Below are 22355 nucleotides of genomic sequence, written 5' to 3' on the forward strand. Positions count from 1 at the left end.
GGCCTGGTACCAACCGCCCGGCGCCGGTCAGCCGCGCGGGGCGTGCTTGTTCAGGATGCGCTGCAGGGTGCGGCGGTGCATCTTCAGCCGGCGCGCCGTCTCCGACACGTTGCGGTCGCACTGCTCGAACACGCGCTGGATGTGCTCCCACCGCACCCGGTCGGCCGACATCGGGTTCTCCGGCGGCGGCGGCAGCTTCTCGTCCGGGTTCAGCAGCGCCGCCTCGATCTGGTCGGCATCGGTCGGCTTGGCCAGATAGTCGACCGCGCCGGCCTTCACCGCGGCCACCGCCGTGGCGATGTTGCCGTAGCCGGTCAGCATGATCACCCGGCTGTCCGGCCGCGCCTCATGCAGCACCGGCACGATGTCCAGGCCGTTGCCGTCGCCCAGCCGCAGGTCCAGCACGGCGAAGGCGGGGGCGACGCGGCGGGCCAGGTCGATGCCGGTGGCGAGGCCGTCGGCGGTCACCACCTCGAAGCCCCGTTTCTCCATGGCGCGGGCCAGGCGGGTGCGGAAGGCGACGTCGTCGTCGACGATCAGGAGACTCTTGGCGGCGTCGCGCGCCGGCAGCGGCGCCGGCTGTTCGGGGGTCAGGATGGCAGGAGAGATGGTCATACCCAGGTCCTTTCTTTCCTCTCAAATTTGTGTCGCGGCCACGCAACTGCAATGACCGCGCCCCCTTGCAGGCCATTTGAGAAGGATAATTGGGCCCCGCTGTGCTCGAGCAGCGTGGCCGCGATGAAGATGCCGAGACCCATATGGTCGCTGTCCTCGCCGCGGCCAGAGACATAGGGCTCGCCCAGCCGGCCGAGCAGCGCCAGCGGGAAGCCCGGGCCGTCGTCGATGATCTTCAGCACCACGGTCTTCGGTCCATATTCGGCGCCGATCTCGACCCGGTTTCGCGCGAATTGCAGCGCGTTCTGGATCAAATTGCCCAAACCATGGATCAATTCCGGCGTCCGCCGCAGCAGCAGCGCCTGGCCCGGCGGGCCGTCGGCGGCGGTGATGAACAGGCGGCGATTCTCGGCATGCAGGTAGCTTTCGGCCGCCGCCCCGGCCAGCGCCGGCAGGGTCATCAGCCGGAACGGGTCGCCGTCATCCGGCTCCGGCCGCCGCGCCAGCTCGGTCAGAATGTCGCGGCAGCGGCCGACCTCCTGCTCCAGCAGGGCGATGTCCTCGGCCATCGGGTGGTCGGCCGGCACGTCGCGCCGCATCTCCCGCGCGATCAGGGTGATGGTGCCGAGCGGCGTGCCCAGCTGATGCGCCGCCGCCGCGGCCAGGCCGCCCAAGAGCGAGATCCGCTGCTCGCGCTCCAGCGCCATCTGGGTGGCGGCCAGGGCATCCGACACCTGCCGGGCGTCGGCCGCGACCTGCCAGACATAATGCGAGACGAAGATGATCGAGATGCCCATCGCCAGCCCGACGCCGAGATGGTAGGGCGACCCGCTGGAGGGCATGCCGCCCGGCAGCGGATAGTGCCAGAAGGCCAGCAGCACGACGCCGGCGATGGCCAGGCCGGTCAGCGTCATCGTGCTGCGGTAGCTGAGCAGCGTGGCCGACACCGTCAGCGGCGCCAGCATCAGCACCACGAAGGGGTTCAGCAAGCCGCCGGTGAGGAACAGCAGCGCCACCAACTGGCACATGTCGTAGCCGAGATACAGCGCCGCGTCCCGCTCCACCAGGCGCAGCCGCCACTTACCCTGGACGAAGGCGGCGACGTTCAGCGCCACCGAGATGGCGACGATCGCCAGCGCCGGCCACAGCGGCAGGCCGTAGTCCAGCCAGTAATGCACGAACAGGAGGGTGGCGGCCTGGCCGGCGACGGCGACCCAGCGGATCTTGATCAGGGTGATCTGGCTGATCCGCGCCCGCATCCGCCGGCCCGGACTCACCTCGGGCGCCTCGGCCAGCGGCCGCAGCGCGGGGTCGCGCCCGGCCTCCGCCGCCGGATCCATCCCGGCCCCCTGGTCATTTTCGACCTGTCCGTCCATTCTCGCTCCATGCTCTCCGACGGCGTCATCATAGCGGAGCGCCTGTCCAAGCGCTTCCATCCCGGCGCCGCGCCCGCGGTCGACGGCATTTCCTTCGTGGTGCCGCGCGGGTCCACCGTCGCGCTGCTGGGCGGCAACGGGGCCGGCAAGACCACCACGATCTCGATGCTGCTCGGCCTGCTGCTGCCGTCGGACGGCCGCATCACCGTGCTCGGCCATGACATGGCGCGGGACCGCTTTGCCGTCCTGCCCCGGATGAACTTCTCGAGTCCCTATGTCGATCTGCCGCACCGGCTGACGGTGCGCGAGAACCTGGCGGTCTATGCCCGGCTGTACGGCGTGCGCGACCGCCGCAGCCGCATCGCCGAGCTGGCCGAGCTGCTGGACCTGACCGGATTCCTCGACCGGCCGTCCGGTAAATTGTCGGCCGGCCAGAAGACCCGGGTGGCGCTGGCCAAGGCGCTGGTCAACGCGCCGGAGCTGCTGCTGCTCGACGAGCCGACCGCCTCGCTCGACCCCGACACCGGCGACTGGGTGCGCGGCATGCTGGAGCGCTATCGGGCCGAGCGCGGCGCCACCATTCTGCTGGCCAGCCACAACATGGACGAGGTCGAGCGGCTGAGCGACCAGGTGCTGATGCTGAAGGCCGGCAAGATCGTCGACCAGGGCTCGCCGGACCAGCTGATCGCCAACTACGGCCGCACCGACCTGGAGGAGGTGTTCCTCGACATCGCCCGCAGCCGCGGCGCGCTGGGGCAAGCGGCGCAATGAGGCCGGCGCCATGAGCGGGACCCTCGCCTCGCCGACCGCCCTGCGCGGCTCGTCCTCGGGCCGCATCCTGGCGGTGATGCTGCGCCACCTCTACATCCTGCGCGGCTCGATGCCGCGGCTGGTCGAGCTGATGTACTGGCCGACGGTGCAGATGGTGGTCTGGGGCCTGATCACCGAAAGCCTGGCGCCGGCGATGAACTGGCAGGCCCAGGCGGCCGGCGTGCTGATCTCGGCGGTGCTGCTGTGGGACCTGCTGTTCCGGGCCCAGCTCGGCATGTCGATCTCCTTCCTCGAGGAGATGTGGAGCCGCAATCTCGGCCACCTCTTCGTCAGCCCGTTGCGGCCCTGGGAATGGGTGGCGTCGCTGATGGCGATGAGCCTGATCCGCACCCTGGTCGGGGTGGTGCCGGCGGCCGTGCTGGCGATCCTGCTGTACCATTGGAACATCTTCTCGCTCGGCCTGCCGCTGCTGGCCTTCTTCGTCAACCTGATCGTCACCGGCTGGGCCGTGGCGCTGGTGGTGCTGGCGCTGATCCTGCGCTACGGCATGGGGGCGGAGGGGCTGGCCTGGGCGATTGTCTTCGCCATCTCGCCGATCAGCGCGATCTACTACCCGGTCTCGGTGCTGCCCGGCTGGCTGCAGGGCGTGGCCCTGGCGCTGCCGCCGGCCCATGTGTTCGAGGGCATGCGCGGCCTCTTGCACGGCCAGGACTTCGACACCGGCCATTTCTTCGCCGCGGTCGGCCTGAACGTGATCTGGCTCGGCCTCGGCAGCGCCGCCTTCCTCAGGGGCTTCCATACCGCCCGCAACCGCGGCTCGCTGCTGCAGCAGGGGGAGTAGGCATGTCGCGCGACTTCATTCGGCAAAGGCGAGATGCCGCCGAGCAGGACGCTCGGTTTCGTCGCGAGGTGCAAATCGGCCTCGATGCCGCCGCTGCCGGTGATCTGGTATCCGCCGAGGACGTCGAAGCCGAAGCAATGGCATGGAGGGCTGAAATCCGGCGAAAGCTGACTGACCCAGCATCGTGAGATTGGTCGCCGGATTCCTCGATACCTCAGAAGAACCCCCGCACCCAGCCCAGCTCGCCCATCGTCTGCCAGACGGCGCCGGCGGCGATGGCGAGCAGCAGGGCCGAGGCAGAGAGGGCGATGCAGAGCAGGATGCCGTCCTCCTCCAGATAGGCGATGGCGAGTAGGGCGATCGCCAAGGCCGGCGGGACGTTGCTCAAGGGGATCGGCGCCAGCAGCAGCAGGCCGAGCAGCAGCACCACCGGGCCGACCACCCGCTTGGTCACCGCGAACGGCATCGGCCAGCGCGGATGGATGAAGCCCTCGATGGCGCGCAGCACCGGCACGGCGCGGCCGAGGGTGCGCGCCAGCCCCTCGGTCCGCACGCTGCGCTCGGCGACGCGGCGGGGGAAGGCCGGGCCGGCATGGCCCAGCATCATCTGCACCGCCAGGATGGCCAGCAGCGGGGCGACGATGGCGGACGCGCCCGGCATCGCCCCGAGCAGCGCCAGCAGCAGCATCACCAGGCCGAAGGAGCGGTCGCCCAGCCTGTCGACCAGCCAGCGCAAGGTCACGCGCTCGGCATCGGCGTTGCGCAGCAGGCCGTCGAGCAGGGCGGAGGTCGGAATCCGGGTCGTCATTTCGCCGGCAGGATACCCGAAGGCTCTCTCGCCGGGAGTCAATCCTGGCGTCAGGGGCGGGATCCCAGCGTCGCCGCCAGGCGGTTCGCCAGGCCGCAGGCCTTGGTCCGGCGGCCGGGGCTGAGCCGGGCGGCCAGGGTGCGGTAACCGGCCTGGGCCGCGGCGCGCTCGGCGCCGGTCGCCCGCGCCGCGGCCACCAGGAACCAGGCGCCGGCCCGGACCTGGTCGCCCGACAGCGGTGGGCTGTCGGCGTAGAGCTCGGCCAGCCGCAGCTGGGCGCGCGGCAGGCCGTTGCCGGCGGCCAGCAGCAGCCAGCGCAGCGCCTCGGCCCGGTCGCCGGGGATGGTGTAGCCGTTGTCGTCGAGGCGGCTGTCGCTGATCACGCCGAGATTGTATTGCGCCGCCGCGTCGCCGGCCTCCGCGGCGCGCCGCAGTGCCCTCTGATCGGAGGTCGCCGGGGCCAGGCGGGGCAGTGCTGCCGGATCGGCCGGGGCGCTCACGCCGCCAGCCCCCGTGCGGCCCGCGCGATCCGGCAGGCATCGTCGCCCGGCACGCAGTCGCGGCAGACCACCGGCCGGTCGGCATAGACCACGCAGCGGGTGGACCGGCCGATCTCGCCTTCCAGGGCGGAGCAGCGGTCGCCGTCGCAGCGCATCCGCGCATCGTCCCGATAGCGGCTGGGAACGCGCTCGATCTCCGCGTCGCTCTCGGTCCAGAACCGCGGCCAGTCGCGGGAGAAGGCGCAGCAGGCGCCGCAGGCCTGGCAGTCGAGCGCCGCGGCCTCGGCGCGGGACATCTCGCCCATCTCAGCCCCGGTCAGGCGCTGCGCTGCTTGCGCGGGGTGCGCTCCACGGCGTCGGCGCTGCGCGGCACCTCGGAGAGATCGGCCTCAGGCACCATGCGCTCCTCCATCCCGACGACGGCGCGGACCCGGTAGAGCCGGCCGGAGGATTCGCTCGGGTAATGCGCCACCACCTTATAGGCGCCGGCGATCGCGGAGCTGGGGCTGGGCCGCCGCCAGATGTAGACGGTGCTGCCCACGGCATATCGGATGTTGGTCATTCCTGCATTTCTGCGCCCGGCGGAGAGCGCGGTGTAAGGGAACGGCCCGTCCATCGCGTCGCGGTCATGGACCGGCGGGGCGTGTGTGACCGCAGGTGCATCCCGTCGCCACGGGCACTCTGCGCATCGGGCCCTCAATAAATCCTGAGATAATATAGCCTAGAACGAATCCAGAAGCGTGTCTGCAAAAATCGTCTGATCCGGTGTCTTCAGGTATATCTCAAGACACCGTTAGTGGTTGTCGTGATTTGATTTTTCGCCACGCCCTGGAAATTTGCAACCTGTGGGACCATGGCTGGTCATTTCGAAATATTATCTGGCCAAGTTGGAGCGAGAGGGCCATGCTGACGGGCAAACAACAAGGATATCTCGACATGACGGCAGGTGAAATCCGCCTCCCGGCGTATGGCAAGGATCCGGGAACCGCGAAGGCGGCGGAGCGCCAGGCCCGCGAGGCGCGCCAGGATGCCGAGCGCTATGCCCGACGCGGCAACATGACCATGCATGCGATCTCGCTGCAGGCGGCCCGTGAGCTCGAGGAGGCGGCTGCCGCCCATCGCGGCCCGGCGCCGAAGGAACGCCGTTGACGGACAGCAAGGGATTGCCGAGCCGGAAGCGACCGATGGCGTTCTACAAGCTGTATCCGCGCGACTGGAACGACGAGAGCTGGCGCGGCGAGACCCGGTCGGTGCTGATCGTCCGGGCCGGGAGCGAGATGGAGGCGCGGGCCACGGCCAGCGCCTGGGACATGCCCTCCGACCACGCCGAGCAGGCCCGGTGGTCGCAGCGCTGGACCTCGCCCGAGGTGACCCGCTGCCGGGAATTGGCCGGCGATGGCGAGCCGGAGGTCCTCCTGGCCGGGCGGCGACGCCGGCCGTAGCCTCGCGTCCCTAACCCTCCGCCAGCACCCTTCGCGCCACCGCCAGATCGATGTTGCCGCCGGTCAGGATCAGGCCGACGCGCTTGCCCTGCATCCGCCCGCGCTCCTGCAGCAGCGCCGCCAGGGCCGCCGCGCCGGCGCCCTCGGCCAGGTTGTGGGTGTCGGTCCAATAGGCGCGCAAGGCCACGGCGACCTCGCCGTCGGTCACCCGCACAATCCGCTCGGCGCCGGCCCGGATGATGGCGAAGGCCTCCGGGTCCGGCACCCGGCAGGCCATGCCGTCGGCGAAGGTCTGCGCGGTCTCGGTCGTCACCACCCGCCCGGCCTCGAGCGACAGCGCCATTGCCGGCGCCTCGGTCGAGACCACGCCGACGATCCGGGTCTTCAGGCCCAAGAGGTCGCGGGTGCGGATCAGGCCGGAGATGCCCGACCCCATGCCGATCGGCACATAGACGGCGTCGAGATCGGCCACCGCCCGGAACAGCTCCAGCGCATAGGTGGCGGCGCCGCGCATCAGGTCGGGATGGAAGGCCGGCGCCATCTCCAGCCCGCGCTCCCCGGCCAGGTGCCGGGCATGGGCATAGGCCTCGTCGAAGTCGCGGCCGTGCTCCACCAGCTCCGCCCCGAAGGCGCGCATGGCGGCGTTCTTCTCGATCGAATTGCCGTGCGGCACCACCACGGTGACGGCCAGAGCCTGCCCTTCGCCGCGCGCGGCGAAGGGCAGGCTCTGGCCGTGATTGCCGCGCGTCGCCGTGACGATGCCGCGGATCTCCGGCCGGCGGCGGCGCAGCGCATCGATGAAGACCAGGCCGTTGCGCGCCTTGTAGGCGCCGATCGGGGTGTGGTTCTCGTGCTTGACCCAGACCTCGCAGCCGGTGCGCGCGGCCAGCTGCGGCCAGGCGAATTGCGGCGTCGGCGGCATGGTCGCGTGCACCAGCCGGGCGGCATCCTCGAGGGCGGTCAGGTCGAACATGGGTCGGCGCTCCGATGTCGGGATTGACCCCAGCATCGGCGGAGCGGATTGTGTGGGTCAACGAAGACATTGTCTGGCAGACAAGAATGTGGGTCCCGAGCCTGGAGGGGCGCAGCCCGGTCCGCTACCTGGCCATCGTCGAAGCGCTGGCCGACGCCATCGCCGCGGGCGACCTGCGGCCCGGCGAACGGCTGCCGACCCATCGCGACCTGGCCTGGAAGCTCGGGCTGAACGTCAGCACCGTGACCCAGGCCTATCGCGAGGCGGCGCGGCGGCACCTGGTCTCGGGCGAGGTCGGGCGCGGCACCTATGTCCTGGCAGCCAGCCGCGAGGCGGCGCTGTTCGGCCTCAAGGCAGCGGTGTCAAACGGTGCCGCCGCGCCGATCGACCTGTCGACCACTGTCCCGGCGGTCGACCCGGACAGCGCCGACCTCGCCGCCGCCTTGGCCGCGGTCGCCGCCGAGGGGCGGATCGACGCCGCCCTGGCCTACCATTCGCCGGCGCTGCTGCGGCGGGCCGGGATCGCCGGCGCCGCCTGGCTGGCCACGCGGGGCCTGCACCTCAGGCCGGCCGATGTGGTGCCCTGCGCCGGGGCGCAGGCGGCGCTGACCGCGGTGCTGCTGCAGCTCTGCGCCCCCGGCGACCCGGTGCTGGTCGAAGACCTCGCCTTCCCCGGCCTGAAGGCGGCGGCGCGCTGGCTGCGGCTGCCGCTGCACGGCGTCGCCATGGATGGCGAGGGCGTGCTGCCCGAGGCGCTGGACCGTGCCGCCCGCGCCACCGGCGCCAAAGTCGCGGTGCTGGTGCCGAACCTGCAGAACCCGACCGGCGCGGTGATGGGCCCGGCGCGGCAGGCCGAGATCGCCGCGGTCGCCCGCCGCCACGGGCTGTGGCTGGTCGAGGACGACGCCTATGGCGCGCTGACCGACCGGCCGCCGCTGGTGGCGCTGGCGCCGGAGCGCGGCGTGCTGGTCACCAGCCTGTCCAAGACCGTGGCGGCCGGGCTGCGCTTCGGCCTGGTCGCCGGCGCCTGCGCCCCGGTGCGCGACCTGGCCGGGCAGATCCACGCCACCAGCTGGCCGCTGGCGCCGCTGCTGGGCGAGGTCGCCTGCCGCTGGATCGAGGACGGCACCGCCGCCCGGCGCCTGGCCTGGCAGCGGGCGGAGATCGCGGCCCGGCACGCCCAGGCCCGCCGCGCGCTGCCCGGGCTGGCCGCGCCCGACCTCGTGCCCGGCCCGCATCTCTGGCTGCCTTTGGCCGCCGATGCCGGCGCCGCCGCGGCCCGCTGCCTCGCCGCCGGTGTCGAGGTGGTGGCCGCCGATGTCTTCGCGGTGACGCGCGAGGCGCCGCAGGGCCTGCGCCTCAGCCTCGCCGCCGCCAGCAGCCGGGCCGAGTTGGCCGAGGCGCTGGCCCGGCTGCGCGGGGTATTGGGCGTTCAGAACGGCAGCAGCGAGTCCCTCAGCGTATCCCGCAGCGAGAACACCGTGCCCTCGTCCTGATACGGGATCTGGCGGCCGGCGCTGACGAACACGCCCTCGATCCGCCATTTCAGCTCGCCGCGGCGGCCGATCGTGGCCAGCTGGTCGACCAGGCCGAGGCCGGAGCCGCGCATCGGCACCGACACCTGGCGCTCGCCGCGGGCCGGCAGCAGGAAGGGCCGGTCGGTCCGGCCGCTGCCGAACTCGCGCCCGTTCATCTCGATCGCCGCGGTCATGGCGTCGACCGAGAGGCCGGTGCCGGCCTGCTCCTCGACCCGCAGCAGCGCCTCCCAGCGCTGCTCGAACATGGTGGCGTCCAGGGGTCGCAGGTCGATGATGCCGACCCGGGGTGGCGGCGGCCCGGCGAAGGGCGCGGCGCAGGCGGCGAGGGCGCCGGCGGGCAAGAAGGCGAGAAGGCGGCGGCGGTCGATCGGTCGGCGTGTCGGTCGGTTCATGGTCCCCGAGGCTCGGTGGCGAATCTGTCAGCGACATGGCATCGGCGGCGGCGCTCGGCTAGCCTCGGCCATCGCCGCGGCACCCGGGGGAATTTCGCATGGCACCGACCGACCGTCCGTCCTGCATCGCGCATTGGACCGAGATCGAGGGGCCGGACGACCACCATTACCGCGGCGACGACGAGCTGATGAGCATCGGCGCGCCCCTCGCCCGGCATTTCGGCCTGACCCGGATCGGCATCCATCACGAGCGGTTGCCGCCCGGCCGCCGCACCTCCTACCCCCATGCCGAGAGCCATGAGGAGGAGTTCGTCACCGTCCTCGAAGGCACGCCCGACGCCTGGCTCGACGGCGTGCTGCACCGGCTCAAGCCCGGCGACGCGGTGGGCTTCCCGGCCGGCACCGGCCAGTGCCACACCTTCATCAACAACACCGAGGCCGAGGTCCGGCTGCTGGTCGTCGGCGAGACGCCGAAGCCGGAGAACCGGATCAACTACCCGCGCAACCCCGAGCAGAAGCCGAAACGCCCCGACTGGTGGCACGACGCGCCGCAGCGCCCGATGGGCGACCATGACGGCCTGCCCGACAAGGTCCGGGCGGCGCGCGGTCGAGTCAAAGACTCGAAATAATATTAGCATCTTGTCTCCAAAGCATTCGCATGGTATTATAATGCTGCAATAATACTATATGCACAGTTCTGTCATTCCGCTGCGCAGCCTGAAACCTGCGCCTTGCCGAAGCAGATCTGATGCGGCCGCGAAGCGCGATCCTCCAGACTTGCGGGTCTGTTGCCGATACAGTTGCTGCGCGGGACTGAGGCGGGCTGACCGCCGCTGTGGAGCAATCACGACTGCTGGAGGGCGCGCTTTGCCCTTGCGTCTGCGCGGATGCGTCCGCGCGGGACCGTTTCGCCCGGCCGGCGAAGCGGGCGGTCGGGGGTCTGTCCGGTATCCGCGTTCGACGCTCAGACACTTCATCAAGGAGGAAACCATGGTCGCGATTTTCGGGACGCTCTTGAACGACGTCCTGTTCGGGTCGGCGGTCGCCGACATCATCTGGGGACGCGGCGGCAACGACTCGCTCTTCGGCCTCGCGGGCAACGATGTGCTGATCGGCGGGGCCGGCAACGACGTCCTGAATGGAGGGCTCGGCGCCGACACGCTGATCGGCGGCGACGGCAACGACATTTATGTCGTCGACAACGGCGCCGACAATGTCAACGAGGGCGGGACCGGGATCGACACGGTCAGCGCCTCGGTCTCGTTCAGCATCGCGGCCGACGCCCTGGTCGAGAACCTGACCCTGACCGGCGCCGCGGTGGTGGGCATCGGCAACGCCCTCAACAACCTGATCCAGGGCAATGGCGTGGCCAATGGGCTGAGCGGCCTGGACGGCAACGACACACTCCTCGGCTTCGGCGGCAATGACAGCCTGAGCGGTGGCGAGGGCGCCGACCGGCTCGACGGCGGCATCGGCGCCGATCTGATGAGCGGCGGCAACGGCAACGACACCTATGTCGTCGACAACGCCGGCGACAATGTCAACGAGGCCGGCACCGGCATCGACCTGGTCCTGAGCTCGGTGACCTGGAGCCTGCTTCCGGACCCGCTGGTCGAGAATCTGACCCTGACCGGCGCCGGCGCGATCAGCGGCTTCGGCAACAATCTGAACAACACCATCATCGGCAACCTCGCCGACAACGTGCTCTCGGGCGGCTTCGGCAACGACGTCCTGTCGGGAAGCGGCGGCGACGACGACCTGCTGGGCGGGGCCGGGAATGACAGCCTGTTCGGTGGGACCGGGGTCGACGTGCTCACCGGCGGCCTCGGGGTCGATCTCCTGATCGGCGGGGGGGACCCCGACAACTTCGTGTTCACCAGCGTGGCGGACTCGCCGGCCGCCACACCCGACGTGATCGGTGATTTCGTCGAGGCCGGCAACACCGACTTCATCGACCTGTCGGCGATCGACGCCAACACCCTCGTCGCCGGCATCCAGGACTTCACCTTCGTCGGCCTGGCCTTCCCGAATGATCCGGGCGAGCTCGGCTTCATCCAGGTGGCCGGCAACACCTTCGTGCGCGCCAACGTGAATGGCGGCGCCGTGGATCTGCTGATCCAGTTGAACGGCCTGCACGCCCTGACGGCTGCGGATTTCATCCTGTAGCCGTTGCGCTTCGGGGAGGCCGGCCGGCCTCCCCGAAGTCGTCACCCCATCGGCGGCTGCTCGCGCACCTCGATGCTGCCCATCGCCGTCATCGGCGATTTCGCGGCGATCGCGACCGCCTCGTCCATGTCGCGGGCCTCGATCAGGATGAAGCCGCCGAGATGCTCCTTGGTCTCGGCATAGGGGCCGTCGGTGACCGCGGTCCTGTCGCCGCGGCGCCGCACGATCCGGCCGGTCTCCGGCTCGGCCAGCGGGCCGCAGGCGATGATATGGCCGCTGCGGCGGTGCTCGTCGTCATAGGTCCTGCAGCGGCGCGTCAGGTCGCGACCCTCCTCGGGCGACAGCCGGCCGGTCAGGGCGGGGTCGACATGGACGATCAGCAGATAGCGCATCCCTGGCCTCCTTTGGTTCCGTCCCTGGTCGCCCGGCCGGCACGGTTATCGACATCGCCGGACTGGAAGCCGAAGCAGGATATGCTCGGCCACAAGAATTCTCACTGCGGCAACGCTGGGACATACGCCGGCATATAATCCCGGCTATAAGGGCCCGCCCACCGCCCGGCCTGCACGGGCCTTTCATCCGGATGCGGAGCGGACCCATCGTCACCAGCACCACCACGTCCCCGGCCCGTCCCCGCCGCAGACGAGGGCGGTTCGTCGCCATCGCCGCGGTCCTGGCCCTGCTCGCCGCCGGCGGCTTGGCGGCGTGGCACTGGCTGTCGCCGCCCGCCGCCGCGCCGCAGATGACCGCGGCGGCGGCGATCGGCGATGTCGAGGAATCGGTCCTGGCCACCGGCACGCTGAAGCCGGCGCGGCTGGTCGCGGTCGGCGCCCAGGCGTCCGGCCGCATCACCTCGGTCAAGGTCGCGCTGGGCCAGACGGTGGCGAAGGGCGACCTGGTGGCCGAGATCGACAGCGTGACCCAGCAGAACGCGCTGCGCACCGCCCAGGCGTCGCTGGCCAACCTGCGGGCGCAGCGGACCGAGAGGGAGGCGACGCTGACGCTGAACCGGCTGACCCTGGCCCGGCAGAAGGCGATGACGGCGCAGCGCGCCTCGTCGCAGGCCGAACTGGAATCGGCGCAGGCCGGCGTCGATGTCACCGAGGCCCAGATCGAGCAGCTCGATGCCCAAATCGTCGAAGGCCAGGTGGCGATCGAGACGGCGCAGGTCGACCTCGGATACACCCGCATCACCGCCCCGTCGGACGGCACCGTGCTGGCGATCGTCAGCCAGGAAGGGCAGACGGTGAACGCCAGCCAGTCGACCCCGACCATCGTCGTCCTCGGCGACCTCGACACCATGATCGTGCGGGCGGAGATCTCGGAGGCCGACGTCGTCGCCGTGCGGCCCGGCCAGCCGGTCTACTTCACCATCCTGGGCGACCGGGAGCAACGCTACGAGGCGGCGCTGATGTCGATCGAGCCGGCGCCCGAATCGATCCGCAACGATTCCAGCTTCAGCACCACCACCTCCTCCTCCAGCTCCAGCAGCTCGTCGTCCTCGACCTCCTCGGCGATCTACTACATCGGCACCTTCGACGTGCCGAATGCCGACGGCCATCTGCGGACGTACATGACCGCCGAGGTGCACATCGTGCTGGGCCAGGCCCGCGGCGTGGTGACCATTCCCTCCGCCGCCCTGGGGGCCCGCGCGGCTGACGGCAGCCACACCGTCCAGGTCGTCGGCGCCGACGGCACCGCGCAGCCGCGCCGGGTCCGGATCGGCCTGAACGACAAGACCGTCGCCGAGGTGCGGTCGGGGCTGAGCGCCGGCGAGCGGGTGGTGACCGGCGGGCTGGCGGAGCAGGCCGCCGCCGCCGGCTCGTCCGGTCCTCCCGGCCCACCGCCGCCGTGACCGCGGCCATGACGACCGGGGGCGAACCTCTGCTCGTGCTGCGCGGCCTGCGGCGCGAATTCCCGTCGGGCGAAGGCACGATCGCGGCGCTGCACGACATCGACCTGACCATCGAGGCGGGCGAGATGGTGGCGATCGTCGGCGCCTCGGGCTCCGGCAAGTCCACCCTGATGAACATCCTCGGCTGCCTCGACCGGCCCACTGCCGGCAGCTACCGCATCCGCGGGCGGGAGACTGCGGCGCTGGAGCCGGACGAGCTGGCGGCGCTGCGGCGCGAGCATTTCGGCTTCATCTTCCAGCGCTACCACCTGCTGGGCGAGCTGACCGCGCTGGGCAATGTCGAGATCCCCGCGGTCTATGCCGGCAGCCGGGCGGAGGAGCGCCACACGCGGGCGGCCGCCCTGCTGGGCCGGCTGGGCATGGCGGACCGCATCGGCCACCGGCCGGGCCAGCTGTCGGGCGGGCAGCAGCAGCGCGTGTCGATCGCCCGGGCGCTGATGAACGGCGCCGACGTGGTGCTGGCGGACGAGCCTACGGGCGCGCTGGACCGGCACAGCGGCGAGGAGGTGCTGCGCATCCTGGCCGAGCTGCAGGCCGAGGGGCGGACGGTGATCATCGTCACCCACGACATGGCGGTGGCCAGCCGGGCCCAGCGCATCATCGAGATCAGCGACGGGGCCATCGTCGCCGACCGCCGGACGCCGCCGGCCGGGGACGGCGCCGCCGCGGCGCCCCGGCTGCGGCCGCAGGGCGCGCCGCTGCGCCCGTGGCTGGCCTTCCTGAACCGCCTGCGCGAGGCCTTCCGCATGGCGCTGCTGGCGATGAACGCGCATCGCCTGCGCACGGTGCTGACCATGCTCGGCATCATCATCGGCATCGCCTCGGTGGTCTGCATGGTGGCGCTGGGCCAGGGCACGCAGCAGCGGGTGCTGGCCGAGATCGCCGGTCTCGGCACCAACACGCTGGAGGTCTTCGCCGGCAAGGATTTCGGCGACGTCCGGTCGGCCAAGGTGACGACGCTGGTGGTGGCCGATGCCGACCAGTTGGCCCGCCAGCCCTATGTCGCCGGGGTGACGCCGACGGTGTCGACCACCAGCACCGTGCGCTACGGCGCGCGGGAGTCCAGCGCCCTGGTCAACGGCGTCGGCGGCCAGTACTTCACGGTGCGGGGCACCAAGCTGCTGCGCGGCCGGCTGTTCGACGCCGACGGCGCGCGGTCGCTGTCGCAGGACGTCGTGATCGACGAGGAGACGGCCAAGACGATGTTCCCGGACCCGGGCGAGGACCCGATCGGCCAGGTCCTGCTGGTCGGCAAGGTGCCGTGCCGGGTGGTCGGCGTGGTCGAGACCCAGCAGGGCGGCTTCGGCGGCGCCCAGAACCTGTCGCTGTACCTGCCCTACACCACGGTCCAGGCCCGCTTCATGGGCAACACCTCGCTGCGCAGCATCACGGTGCGCGTCGCCGACGACACCAGCACCGACCTGGCGGAGGCGGCGGTGACCCGGTTCCTGACCCAGCGGCACGGCACACGGGACTTCTTCATCCTCAACACCGACGACATCCGCCGGACCATCAGCAACGCCACCCAGCTGCTGACGCTGCTGATCGCCGGCATCGCCGTGATCTCGCTGATGGTCGGCGGCATCGGGGTGATGAACATCATGCTGGTGTCGGTGTCGGAGCGGGTGTCCGAGATCGGCGTGCGCATGGCGGTGGGCGCCCGGCAGGGGGACATCCTGCAGCAGTTCCTGATCGAGGCCGTGCTGGTGTGCCTGATCGGCGGCGTGCTGGGCATCGGCCTCGCCCTGGGCCTGGGCGCGCTGGTCGGCGCCGTCGTCCCGGTGATCGGGCTGATCTACTCTCCCGCCTCGATCGTCGCCGCCTTCCTGTGCTCCAGCCTGATCGGCGTCGTCTTCGGCTACCTGCCGGCCCGCAACGCCTCGCGCCTCGATCCGGTGGTGGCGCTGTCGCGCGACTAGCGGCCGCCTATTCCGGCAGGCCTGCCCGGCGCAGGGCGTCGAGGTAGCGGTCCATCGTCGCCGGGTCCTTCCACGGCACGCCGGCGCGGGTGTTGGCGATGGTGGCGCCGGGCGCCACGGCCAGCAGGCCGGCCAGCGCCGTCTTTGCCTTGTCGGCCCGGCCCGCCGCCGACAGGGCGGCGGTCAGCAGCCGGTGGGCCACCGGGAAGGCCGGGTACAGATGGATGGCCCGGCGCGCCGCCTCTGCCGCCGCCGCGTCGTCGCCCTCGGCGAAGGCGGCGAGGCCGAGGAAGGCGTGGCACCAGTGGTTGGCGGGGTCGCGCGGGCTCAGCCGCAGCGCCGTGCCCAGCGACTGCCGCGCCTGCTCGGCCTGGCCCGACAGGGCGTAGTGGCCGCCGCCCAGCATATGGGCGAAGGCCAGGTTGGGGTTGATCGCCAGCGCCGTCTCCAGCCGCCGCTCGGCCTCGTCGAAGCGGCGCAGGAACAGGGCGACCATGCCCAGCACGGTCTGCGCCTCGGCGTCGCGCGGGTCGAGGTCGACCGCCTGGCGCGCCATCATGTCGGCCGCCATCAGCGACCGGCCGGGGTCGGGGCTGCGCCCGAACAGCACGTCCCAGACGTCGCACATGGCGTGGACGACGCGGGCGCGGGCCAGGCCGGGATCGAGGGCGATCGCCTGGGCGGCGAAGGTGCGGGCCTGGGCGCCGTCTTCCGGCGTCAGGCGCCAGGCGTGCCAGCCGGCGCGCATGACGCAGTCCCAGGCGTCCATGCCGGCCGGGTCCAGCCGCCGGGCGCGGCGCATCTCGGCGCCGATCAGCTCGGGCGCCACCACGCCGACGATGCTGTCGGTGATCTCGTCCTGCACCGCGAAGATGTCGTCCATCTCGCGATCGTAGCGCTCGGCCCAGACATGGGCGCCGGTGGCGGCGTCGATCAGCTGGGCGGTGATGCGCATGCGGCTGCCGCCCTTGCGCACGCTGCCCTCCAGCACGTAGCGGACGCCAAGCTCGCCTGCCACCAGCTTCACGTCGACCGGCCCGCCCTTGTAGGTGAAGGAGGAGTTGCGGGCGATCACCAGGAAGCCGGCATGGCGCGACAGGCCGGTGATGATGTCCTCGGCGATGCCGTCGGCGAAGTATTCGTGGTCGCGGCCGGCGCTCATGTCCTGGAACGCCAGCACCGCGATCGACGGCTTGGCCGGGGCGCCGCCGCCCGGCGAAGCGCCGTCCATGGGGGCCGCCAGCTCCAGCCGCACCCGGTACACCCGCACCGGCTTCTGGATGTTCTTGAGCTGCTGCTGGCCGAGATCGTCGAAGGCCAGATCCAGCTTGCCGATCACCTGGTCGAACACGCTGGCGGTGACCGAGATGCCGCCCGGCTCGGCCATGCCCTCGAGGCGGGCGGCGATGTTGACGCCGTCGCCCAGGATGTCGTCGCCGTCGATGACGATGTCGCCCAGGTTGATCCCGGCGCGGTACTGGATGCGTCGGTCGGGCGACTGCCCGGCCTCGGCCTCGGCCACCGCGCGCTGGATCCGCACCGCGGCGTCCAGCGCGTCGACCACGCTGCCGAACTCGACCAGCATGCCGTCGCCGGTGGTCTTGACCACGCGGCCGCCATGGCCGTGCAGCGCCGGCTCGACCAGCTCGCGCCGATGCGCCCTGTGCCGGGCGATGGTGCCGGCCTCGTCGGCCTCGACATGCCGGGAATACCCGACCATGTCGATCGCCAGGATCGCGGCAAGCCTGCGGGTCACGCGGTCGGTGCTCAAAGGGGATCCAGCCTGATGCGCGTCGCCGACACTTTATACCTTAATCCGTCACCCCTCGGCCTTCGATCGTCATCAGCGTGGCGGTCAGCAGCGCGACCAGCCGCTCCTTCCCGTCAGCCTCGGCGAAGACCTCCGTCTGCGCCAGGGTCAGGGTGCGCCCCGCCTTGACGACGCGCCCCCGCGCCAGGATGCGCTCGCCGATGGCGGGGGCCAGGAGGTTGATCTTGAACTCGGTGGTCAGTACCCCGGCCCCGGCAGGCATCAGGCTGAGCGCGGCATAGCCGGCGGCGGTGTCGGCGATCGCAGATACGGCGCCGGCATGGACGAAGCCGTGCTGCTGCGACACCGCCGGGCCTGGCGCCAGCGCGATCTCGACTGCCCCCGGCTCGATTCGCAGGATCGAGGCGCCGAGCGTGCGCATCAGCCCCTGCTTGTCGAAGCTGGCCTGGACGCGGTCCCGGTAGGCCGGGTCTTTCGGGGTCGGAGGGGTCACGGTCAGTCCTTGTCGCTGACCCCGGCCTGGCCGAAGGTGGCCATGCCCTCATGGCAGGCCAGGGCGCCGCGCACCAGGCCGATCGCCAGGGCCGCGCCGGAGCCCTCGCCGAGCCGCATGCCGAGATCCAGCAGCGCGCTGCGGCCCAGCTTCTCCAGCAGCCGGCGGTGCCCCGGCTCGGCCGAGACATGGGCGACCTGGCAATGGTCCAGCGCGTGGCGGTCCACAGCCCACAGCACCGCGGCGGCGGTGGTGCAGGTGTAGCCGTCCAGCAGCACCGGGATGCGGGCCATCCGCGCCGCCAGCACCGCGCCGGCGATCGCCGCCAGCTCCAGCCCGCCGAGATGGCGCAGCACCTCGAGCGGGTCGGTCAGCGCGGCCCGATGGGCGGCGATGCCCTTGGCCACCACCTCGGCCTTGTGCCGGACCCCGGCGGCGTCGACGCCGGTGCCGGGGCCGACCCAGTCGGCCGCCTCGCCGCCGAACAGCGCCGTCGCCAGCGCCGCGCCGGCGGTGGTGTTGCCGATCCCCATCTCGCCGAGGCACAAGAGATCGAGGCCCGGCTCCACCGCCATCATGCCGTAGGCCATGGCGCGGACGCATTCGGTCTCGGTCATCGCCGGGGCGATGGTGAAGTCGGCGGTCGGATGCTCCAGGTCCAGCTCATAGACCCGCAGGTCGCTGTCGGCGGCCTGGCACAGCTGGTTCACCGCGGCGCCGCCGGCGACGAAGTTCTTCACCATCTGCGCCGTCACCGCCACCGGATAGGCCGAGACGCCCTGGGCCACGGCGACGCCGTGGTTGCCGGCGAACACCGCGACCCGGGGGCGGCGCAGCTGCGGCGGGTGCTTGCCCTGCCACACCGCCATCCACTCCGCCAGATCCTCCAGCCGGCCCAGCGACCCGGGCGGCTTGGTCAGCTGCCGGTCGCGCTCGCGCACCGCCGTGCCGGCCTCGAGGTCGGGGCCCGGCAGGTGGCGCAGCAGGGCGCGGATCTCGTCGAGGGTGTCGGGCAGGGGTGTCGCGGGCATGGCAGGGGCGTCCGGTTGCGGAAGCGCGGACCCTGCCACCAAAGCGGTGCGCCGTCAAAACCGGCGCGGCGCCGTCCGGACGGCCCCTACTCCGCCGCCTTGCGCGCCTCCAGCCGGGCGACGAACCCGGCAACCAGGTCGCGCAGCCCGGTATCGTCCAGCAGGTCCAGCGCCTCCTCGGGGCCGCACCACCGGGTCTCGCGTTCATGTGCCTCGGGCCAGGTCTTGTGCTGCCGCTCGACCTTCAGCGGGAAGACGCCGACCTCGCAGGGCACGCTCACCCCCTCCTCCAGCCACTTGTCATAGACGAAGTTGCCGATCGGCTTCGACCCGACGGCGCCGCGCACCCCGGCCTCCTCATAGGCCTCGCGCGCCGCCGATTTCGACGGCTTCAGCCCCTTGATCGGCCAGCCCTTCGGGATGATCCAGCGCCGCGTCTCCCGCGAGGTGACCAGCAGGATCTCGACCGCGCCGTCCGGCCCGATCCGGTAGGGCAGGGCGCCGTGCTGCACCCGGATGGCCTTGGTCTTGCCCGGCATCCCCATCCTCCACCGTGCCCGGCCTTGATCGGCCCGGGCAAATCAGGAACCATCGCGCGGTTCCCGCCGTTCCGATCACCCGGCCCGTCCGACACAAAGCCTATGTGAAGACAAGAGCGGAGGCGATTGCCTTTCGAGGCCCGAGGATGAGCTTCCCCGTCACCCTGATCGACCTGGCCGGCACCATCGCCCTGCTGCTGTGGGGCACGCATATGGTGCAGACCGGGATCCAGCGCACCTTCGGCCCGAAGCTGCACTCGATCCTCGGTAGCGCGCTGAAGAATCGGTTCCGCGCCTTCCTCGCCGGCATCGGCGTCACCGCGGTGCTGCAGAGTAGCACGGCCACCGGGCTGATGGTGGCGGGCTTCGCCGCCGGCGGGCTGGTCGAGCTGGTGCCGGCCCTGGCGGTGATGCTGGGCGCCAATGTCGGCACCACGCTGATCGTGCAGGTGCTGTCCTTCGACGTCGCCGCCGCGGCACCGGTGCTGATCCTGATCGGCTTCCTGCTGTTCCGGCGCGACACCAGCACCCCGACGCATGATCTCGGCCGGGTCTTCATCGGGCTCGGCCTGATGCTGATGGCGCTGCACCAGCTGCTGTCGCTGATGACGCCCTATGAGGACGCGCCCAGCCTGCGCCTGCTGCTCGGCTCGATCTCGACCGAGCCGATCCTCGACGTGCTGCTGGCCGCAATCTTCACCTGGGCGGTGCATTCCAGCGTCGCCGTGGTGCTGCTGGTGATGTCGCTGGCCGCCAACGGCGTGGTGCCGCCGGAGGCCGCCTTCGCCCTGGTGCTGGGGGCCAATCTCGGCACCGCGATCAACCCGGTGATCGAAGGCGTGTCCAGCGACGACCCCGCCGCCAAGCGGCTGCCGATCGGCAACCTGGCCAACCGGGTGCTCGGGGTGATCGTGGCGCTGATCCTGCTGCGGTGGATCGGGCCGCTGATGGTGACGGTCGAGCCCGACAACGCCCGCGCCGTGGCCGATTTCCACACCCTGTTCAACCTGGCGCTGGCGGTCATCTTCCTGCCGCTGCTGACGCCCTATTCGAAGCTGCTGCAGCGCCTGCTGCCGCGCCGGGTCGACCCGGCCGACCCGTCACGGCCGCTCTATCTCGACGCCGCGGCGCGGGAGACGCCGATCGTCGCGCTGGGCGGCGCCGCGCGCGAGGCGATGCGCCTGGCCGACGTGCTGGAGACGATGCTGCACGGCGCCCGCGACGCGCTGCACAAGGGCGACCGCAAGCTGATCGCCGAGACCAAGCGGCTGGACGACGTGCTCGACCATCTCAACACCGCCATCAAGACCTACCTGACCTCGCTCGACCCCGACTCGCTCAGCGAGTCCGACCACCGCCGGCTGGGCGAGACCCTGAACTTCGCCATGAACATGGAGCAGGCGGGCGACGTGATCGACGGCAACCTGCTGCCGCACTGCGCCAAGCGGCTCAAGCGCGGCCTCGAATTCTCGAAGGAGGGCGAGGCCGAGCTGCTGGCGATGATGGACCGGCTGGTCACCAACCTGCGCACCGCCGCCTCGCTGTTCATGACCGACGATCGCCGCGCCGCCCGCCTCCTGGTCGACGAGAAGGTGGCGTTCCGCGACCTCGAGGCGGCGGCGACGCAGTCGCATTTCGAGCGGCTGCGCGCCGGCCGCCGCGACACGGCGGAGACCAGCGCCCTGCATCTCGACCTGCTGCGCGACATGAAGCGGGTCAACGGCCACATCGTGGCGGCCGCGGCCTATCCGGTGCTGGAACGCTCGGGCGAGCTGCTGCCCAGCCGGGTCACCGACGGCGAGGGGCCGTGATGGCCGGCCCGCTGCGCATCGCCGTCGCCCAGAGCCGGATCGACCGCGACGTCCGAGCCAACGGCCGGGAGATCCGCGGCCTGATGCGCCGCGCCGCGGCGGGCGGGGCGCGGCTGGTCCAGTTCCCGGAAGGCGTCGCGTCCGGCTATTGCAAATCCGAGATCGCCTCCTGGGACGAGGTCAACTGGCCGGCGCTGCGCGAGGAGCTGGAGGAGACGGCGGCCCTGGCCGGCAGCCTGGGCCTGTGGCTGGTGCTCGGCAGCGCCCATCCGCTGACCGCGCCGCACCGGCCGCACAACAGCCTCTACGTCATCGCCGACACCGGCGTGCTGGCCGGGCGCTACGACAAGCGGCGCTGCTCGCACACCGAGATCACCGACTGGTTCTCGCCCGGGGAGACGCCGCTGACCTTCGCGGTGGACGGCTTCACCTTCGGCTGCGCCATCTGCATCGAGACCGTGTTCCCCGAGCTCTTCGCCGAATACGAGGCGCTGGGCGTCGACGCGGTGCTGGTCTCGGCCTATGCCCCTCACTCGGCCTTCAGCACGCTGGCCCGGGGCCATGCGGCGGCGACCTGCCTGTGGATCGGGCTCGCGAACCCGGCGCAGTGCAGCCGGGATCTTCCCGCCAGCCTGATCGGGCCGAACGGCGCCGTGCTGGTCGAGGGCGGCCGGGACGGCGGATCCGGCCTCGTCTTCGGCACGCTCGACCGGTCCGATCCGGCCTTCGCCATCGCGCTGGAAAAGGCGCGGCCCTGGCGCCGGACGGCGCGGCTGGGCGAGATCTACGAATCACGCCGGGTCGACGATCCGCGCAGCCGCGACCGGCTGGGGTTCTGATCGGCCGGGGTGGCGACGGTCCGGCAGAACGCCTCCAGCTCGGCGGCCACCGCCTCCGGCAGCGACCGGCCGCGCTCGAAGCCCCACCACAGCACGGCGCCCTGCCATTGCGCCGCCATCAGCCGGCCGAGATCGGGCCGCGGGCCGGCGGCGTCGGCCAGACGCCGGCCCAGCGCCGCGGCCAGCACCCGGCCCCAGGCGGCGCCGCGGCGGCGCAGCACCGGGTCGCGCAGATCCTCGCGCAGCACCAAGAGGCCCTCGGCATAGTCGTCCTCGGCGCCGTAGTCGCCGGACAGCGAGACCAGCAGATCGATGGCGCCCGCCGCGGTTGGCGCTGCCGCGGCGTCGGCCGCCGCGGTGCGGGCGTCCAGCAGGTCCCAGGCGCGCAGCAGCGCCGCCTGGACCAGCGCCGCCTTGCCGCCGAAGCGCTGCACCAGGGTCGCCGCCGACAGGCCGGTCTCGGCCGCCACCGCGGCGAAGGTCATGCCCTCCGGCCCGGCTCGGCGCAGCACCGCCAGGGCGCCGTCGAGCAGGGCTTCGTCCGGGATGGTGCGGGGGCGGGGCATTGGACTCGGTTTGTAAGCAAATGATTATTTATATAGCGGGCGCGGGCTC

At 71.6% G+C, this 22355-nt stretch carries 26 protein-coding genes; 12 read left to right on the forward strand and 14 right to left on the reverse strand.

Going from position 1 to position 22355, the window contains the following annotated elements; all coding sequences use genetic code 11:
- Positions 1 to 27: 27 nt before the first annotated feature.
- Positions 28 to 615: an ActR/PrrA/RegA family redox response regulator transcription factor gene (locus ACTOWL_RS00345; protein ID WP_441319190.1), complete on the reverse strand. Its 588-nt coding sequence runs from the start codon at positions 613 to 615 to the stop codon at positions 28 to 30.
- Positions 612 to 1991, reverse strand: coding sequence for an ActS/PrrB/RegB family redox-sensitive histidine kinase (locus tag ACTOWL_RS00350; protein WP_441319191.1), 1380 nt, complete (start codon positions 1989 to 1991; stop codon positions 612 to 614). The genes ACTOWL_RS00345 and ACTOWL_RS00350 overlap by 4 nt, the downstream gene beginning before the upstream one ends.
- Positions 1992 to 2000: 9 nt before the next feature.
- On the opposite strand from ACTOWL_RS00350, the gene ACTOWL_RS00355 reads away from it, so the two are divergent.
- From ACTOWL_RS00355 to ACTOWL_RS00365, 3 genes are read left to right on the forward strand one after another with little or no spacing between them, the layout of a single operon-like run.
- On the forward strand, positions 2001 to 2762 hold the full coding sequence (locus ACTOWL_RS00355; RefSeq protein ID WP_441319192.1) for an ABC transporter ATP-binding protein: 762 nt from the start codon (positions 2001 to 2003) through the stop codon (positions 2760 to 2762).
- A gap of 10 nt (positions 2763 to 2772) precedes the next feature.
- Positions 2773 to 3603, forward strand: a complete 831-nt coding sequence (locus ACTOWL_RS00360; RefSeq protein WP_441319193.1) for an ABC transporter permease — start codon at positions 2773 to 2775, stop codon at positions 3601 to 3603.
- A gap of 2 nt (positions 3604 to 3605) precedes the next feature.
- On the forward strand, positions 3606 to 3791 hold the full coding sequence (locus ACTOWL_RS00365; protein ID WP_441319194.1) for a hypothetical protein: 186 nt from the start codon (positions 3606 to 3608) through the stop codon (positions 3789 to 3791).
- Between the two features lie 26 nt (positions 3792 to 3817).
- Here ACTOWL_RS00365 and ACTOWL_RS00370 read toward each other — a convergent pair whose 3' ends face one another.
- The 4 genes from ACTOWL_RS00370 to ACTOWL_RS00385 are packed head-to-tail and all read right to left on the reverse strand — an operon-like array spanning position 3818 to position 5473.
- Positions 3818 to 4411 carry an exopolysaccharide biosynthesis protein gene (locus ACTOWL_RS00370; RefSeq protein ID WP_441319195.1) on the reverse strand — a complete coding sequence of 198 codons (594 nt, stop codon included), beginning with the start codon at positions 4409 to 4411 and terminating at the stop codon, positions 3818 to 3820.
- Between the two features lie 50 nt (positions 4412 to 4461).
- Positions 4462 to 4911: a hypothetical protein gene (locus ACTOWL_RS00375; protein WP_441319196.1), complete on the reverse strand. Its 450-nt coding sequence runs from the start codon at positions 4909 to 4911 to the stop codon at positions 4462 to 4464.
- Positions 4908 to 5207, reverse strand: coding sequence for a YkgJ family cysteine cluster protein (locus ACTOWL_RS00380; RefSeq protein WP_441319197.1), 300 nt, complete (start codon positions 5205 to 5207; stop codon positions 4908 to 4910). The genes ACTOWL_RS00375 and ACTOWL_RS00380 overlap by 4 nt, the downstream gene beginning before the upstream one ends.
- 20 nt (positions 5208 to 5227) lie before the next feature.
- A complete protein-coding gene (locus ACTOWL_RS00385) occupies positions 5228 to 5473 on the reverse strand; it encodes a hypothetical protein (protein ID WP_441319198.1) in 246 nt (81 codons plus the stop codon).
- A gap of 341 nt (positions 5474 to 5814) precedes the next feature.
- Between ACTOWL_RS00385 and ACTOWL_RS00390 the strand changes: the two genes are divergently transcribed.
- Both ACTOWL_RS00390 and ACTOWL_RS00395 read left to right on the forward strand, forming a co-directional pair.
- Positions 5815 to 6060, forward strand: a complete 246-nt coding sequence (locus ACTOWL_RS00390; protein ID WP_441319199.1) for a hypothetical protein — start codon at positions 5815 to 5817, stop codon at positions 6058 to 6060.
- 35 nt (positions 6061 to 6095) lie between these two features.
- The gene (locus ACTOWL_RS00395) at positions 6096 to 6353 is read left to right on the forward strand and encodes a hypothetical protein (RefSeq protein ID WP_138887070.1); all 258 of its coding nucleotides are present in this window, start codon (positions 6096 to 6098) and stop codon (positions 6351 to 6353) included.
- A 10-nt stretch (positions 6354 to 6363) separates the two neighbouring features.
- Here the strand turns inward: ACTOWL_RS00395 and ACTOWL_RS00400 are convergent, their stop codons facing one another.
- Entirely contained in the window at positions 6364 to 7326 is a 963-nt protein-coding gene (locus ACTOWL_RS00400; RefSeq protein WP_441319200.1) for a threonine dehydratase, read from the reverse strand.
- An 86-nt stretch (positions 7327 to 7412) separates the two neighbouring features.
- Here ACTOWL_RS00400 and ACTOWL_RS00405 point away from each other — a divergent pair, with 86 nt between their 5' ends.
- The gene (locus tag ACTOWL_RS00405) at positions 7413 to 8822 is read left to right on the forward strand and encodes an aminotransferase-like domain-containing protein (RefSeq protein ID WP_441319201.1); all 1410 of its coding nucleotides are present in this window, start codon (positions 7413 to 7415) and stop codon (positions 8820 to 8822) included.
- Here ACTOWL_RS00405 and ACTOWL_RS00410 read toward each other — a convergent pair.
- Complete coding sequence (locus ACTOWL_RS00410; protein WP_441319202.1) at positions 8759 to 9256, reverse strand: LEA type 2 family protein; 498 nt, start codon at positions 9254 to 9256, stop codon at positions 8759 to 8761. The two genes, ACTOWL_RS00405 and ACTOWL_RS00410, sit on opposite strands and share 64 nt — an antisense overlap.
- Positions 9257 to 9354: 98 nt before the next feature.
- Between ACTOWL_RS00410 and ACTOWL_RS00415 the strand changes: the two genes are divergently transcribed.
- Together ACTOWL_RS00415 and ACTOWL_RS00420 are read left to right on the forward strand one after the other, a co-directional pair.
- A complete protein-coding gene (locus ACTOWL_RS00415) occupies positions 9355 to 9885 on the forward strand; it encodes a cupin domain-containing protein (RefSeq protein WP_441319203.1) in 531 nt (176 codons plus the stop codon).
- A 361-nt stretch (positions 9886 to 10246) separates the two neighbouring features.
- Positions 10247 to 11422 (forward strand): calcium-binding protein, encoded by a 1176-nt coding sequence (locus ACTOWL_RS00420; protein WP_441319204.1) that lies wholly within the window; start codon positions 10247 to 10249, stop codon positions 11420 to 11422.
- A 41-nt stretch (positions 11423 to 11463) separates the two neighbouring features.
- Here ACTOWL_RS00420 and ACTOWL_RS00425 read toward each other — a convergent pair whose 3' ends face one another.
- Positions 11464 to 11814, reverse strand: a complete 351-nt coding sequence (locus ACTOWL_RS00425; RefSeq protein ID WP_441319205.1) for a YciI family protein — start codon at positions 11812 to 11814, stop codon at positions 11464 to 11466.
- Positions 11815 to 12005: 191 nt separating this feature from the next.
- Here ACTOWL_RS00425 and ACTOWL_RS00430 point away from each other — a divergent pair, with 191 nt between their 5' ends.
- Together ACTOWL_RS00430 and ACTOWL_RS00435 are read left to right on the forward strand one after the other, a co-directional pair.
- Positions 12006 to 13277: an efflux RND transporter periplasmic adaptor subunit gene (locus ACTOWL_RS00430; RefSeq protein ID WP_441319206.1), complete on the forward strand. Its 1272-nt coding sequence runs from the start codon at positions 12006 to 12008 to the stop codon at positions 13275 to 13277.
- A gap of 8 nt (positions 13278 to 13285) precedes the next feature.
- Positions 13286 to 15256 (forward strand): MacB family efflux pump subunit, encoded by a 1971-nt coding sequence (locus ACTOWL_RS00435; protein WP_441319207.1) that lies wholly within the window; start codon positions 13286 to 13288, stop codon positions 15254 to 15256.
- Between the two features lie 7 nt (positions 15257 to 15263).
- Here the strand turns inward: ACTOWL_RS00435 and ACTOWL_RS00440 are convergent, their stop codons facing one another.
- The 4 genes from ACTOWL_RS00440 to ACTOWL_RS00455 form a co-directional block, all read right to left on the reverse strand.
- Complete coding sequence (locus tag ACTOWL_RS00440; protein WP_441319208.1) at positions 15264 to 17012, reverse strand: adenylate/guanylate cyclase domain-containing protein; 1749 nt, start codon at positions 17010 to 17012, stop codon at positions 15264 to 15266.
- A 55-nt stretch (positions 17013 to 17067) separates the two neighbouring features.
- Positions 17068 to 17520 carry a PaaI family thioesterase gene (locus tag ACTOWL_RS00445; protein WP_441319209.1) on the reverse strand — a complete coding sequence of 151 codons (453 nt, stop codon included), beginning with the start codon at positions 17518 to 17520 and terminating at the stop codon, positions 17068 to 17070.
- 2 nt (positions 17521 to 17522) lie between these two features.
- Complete coding sequence (gene cobT / locus ACTOWL_RS00450; RefSeq protein WP_441319210.1) at positions 17523 to 18551, reverse strand: nicotinate-nucleotide--dimethylbenzimidazole phosphoribosyltransferase; 1029 nt, start codon at positions 18549 to 18551, stop codon at positions 17523 to 17525.
- A gap of 86 nt (positions 18552 to 18637) precedes the next feature.
- Positions 18638 to 19090: an NUDIX hydrolase gene (locus ACTOWL_RS00455; protein ID WP_441319211.1), complete on the reverse strand. Its 453-nt coding sequence runs from the start codon at positions 19088 to 19090 to the stop codon at positions 18638 to 18640.
- Between the two features lie 146 nt (positions 19091 to 19236).
- Here ACTOWL_RS00455 and ACTOWL_RS00460 point away from each other — a divergent pair, with 146 nt between their 5' ends.
- Complete coding sequence (locus tag ACTOWL_RS00460) at positions 19237 to 20901, forward strand: Na/Pi cotransporter family protein (protein ID WP_441319212.1); 1665 nt, start codon at positions 19237 to 19239, stop codon at positions 20899 to 20901.
- A complete protein-coding gene (locus ACTOWL_RS00465; protein WP_441319213.1) occupies positions 20901 to 21740 on the forward strand; it encodes a carbon-nitrogen hydrolase family protein in 840 nt (279 codons plus the stop codon). Before ACTOWL_RS00460 ends, ACTOWL_RS00465 begins: the two co-directional genes overlap by 1 nt.
- Here the strand turns inward: ACTOWL_RS00465 and ACTOWL_RS00470 are convergent.
- Positions 21686 to 22306, reverse strand: coding sequence for a TetR/AcrR family transcriptional regulator (locus ACTOWL_RS00470; RefSeq protein ID WP_441319214.1), 621 nt, complete (start codon positions 22304 to 22306; stop codon positions 21686 to 21688). The genes ACTOWL_RS00465 and ACTOWL_RS00470 overlap by 55 nt on opposite strands.
- Positions 22307 to 22355: the final 49 nt, after the last annotated feature.

The sequence above is a fragment of the Inquilinus sp. CA228 genome (assembly GCF_052078665.1).
GTDB lineage: Bacteria > Pseudomonadota > Alphaproteobacteria > DSM-16000 > Inquilinaceae > Inquilinus.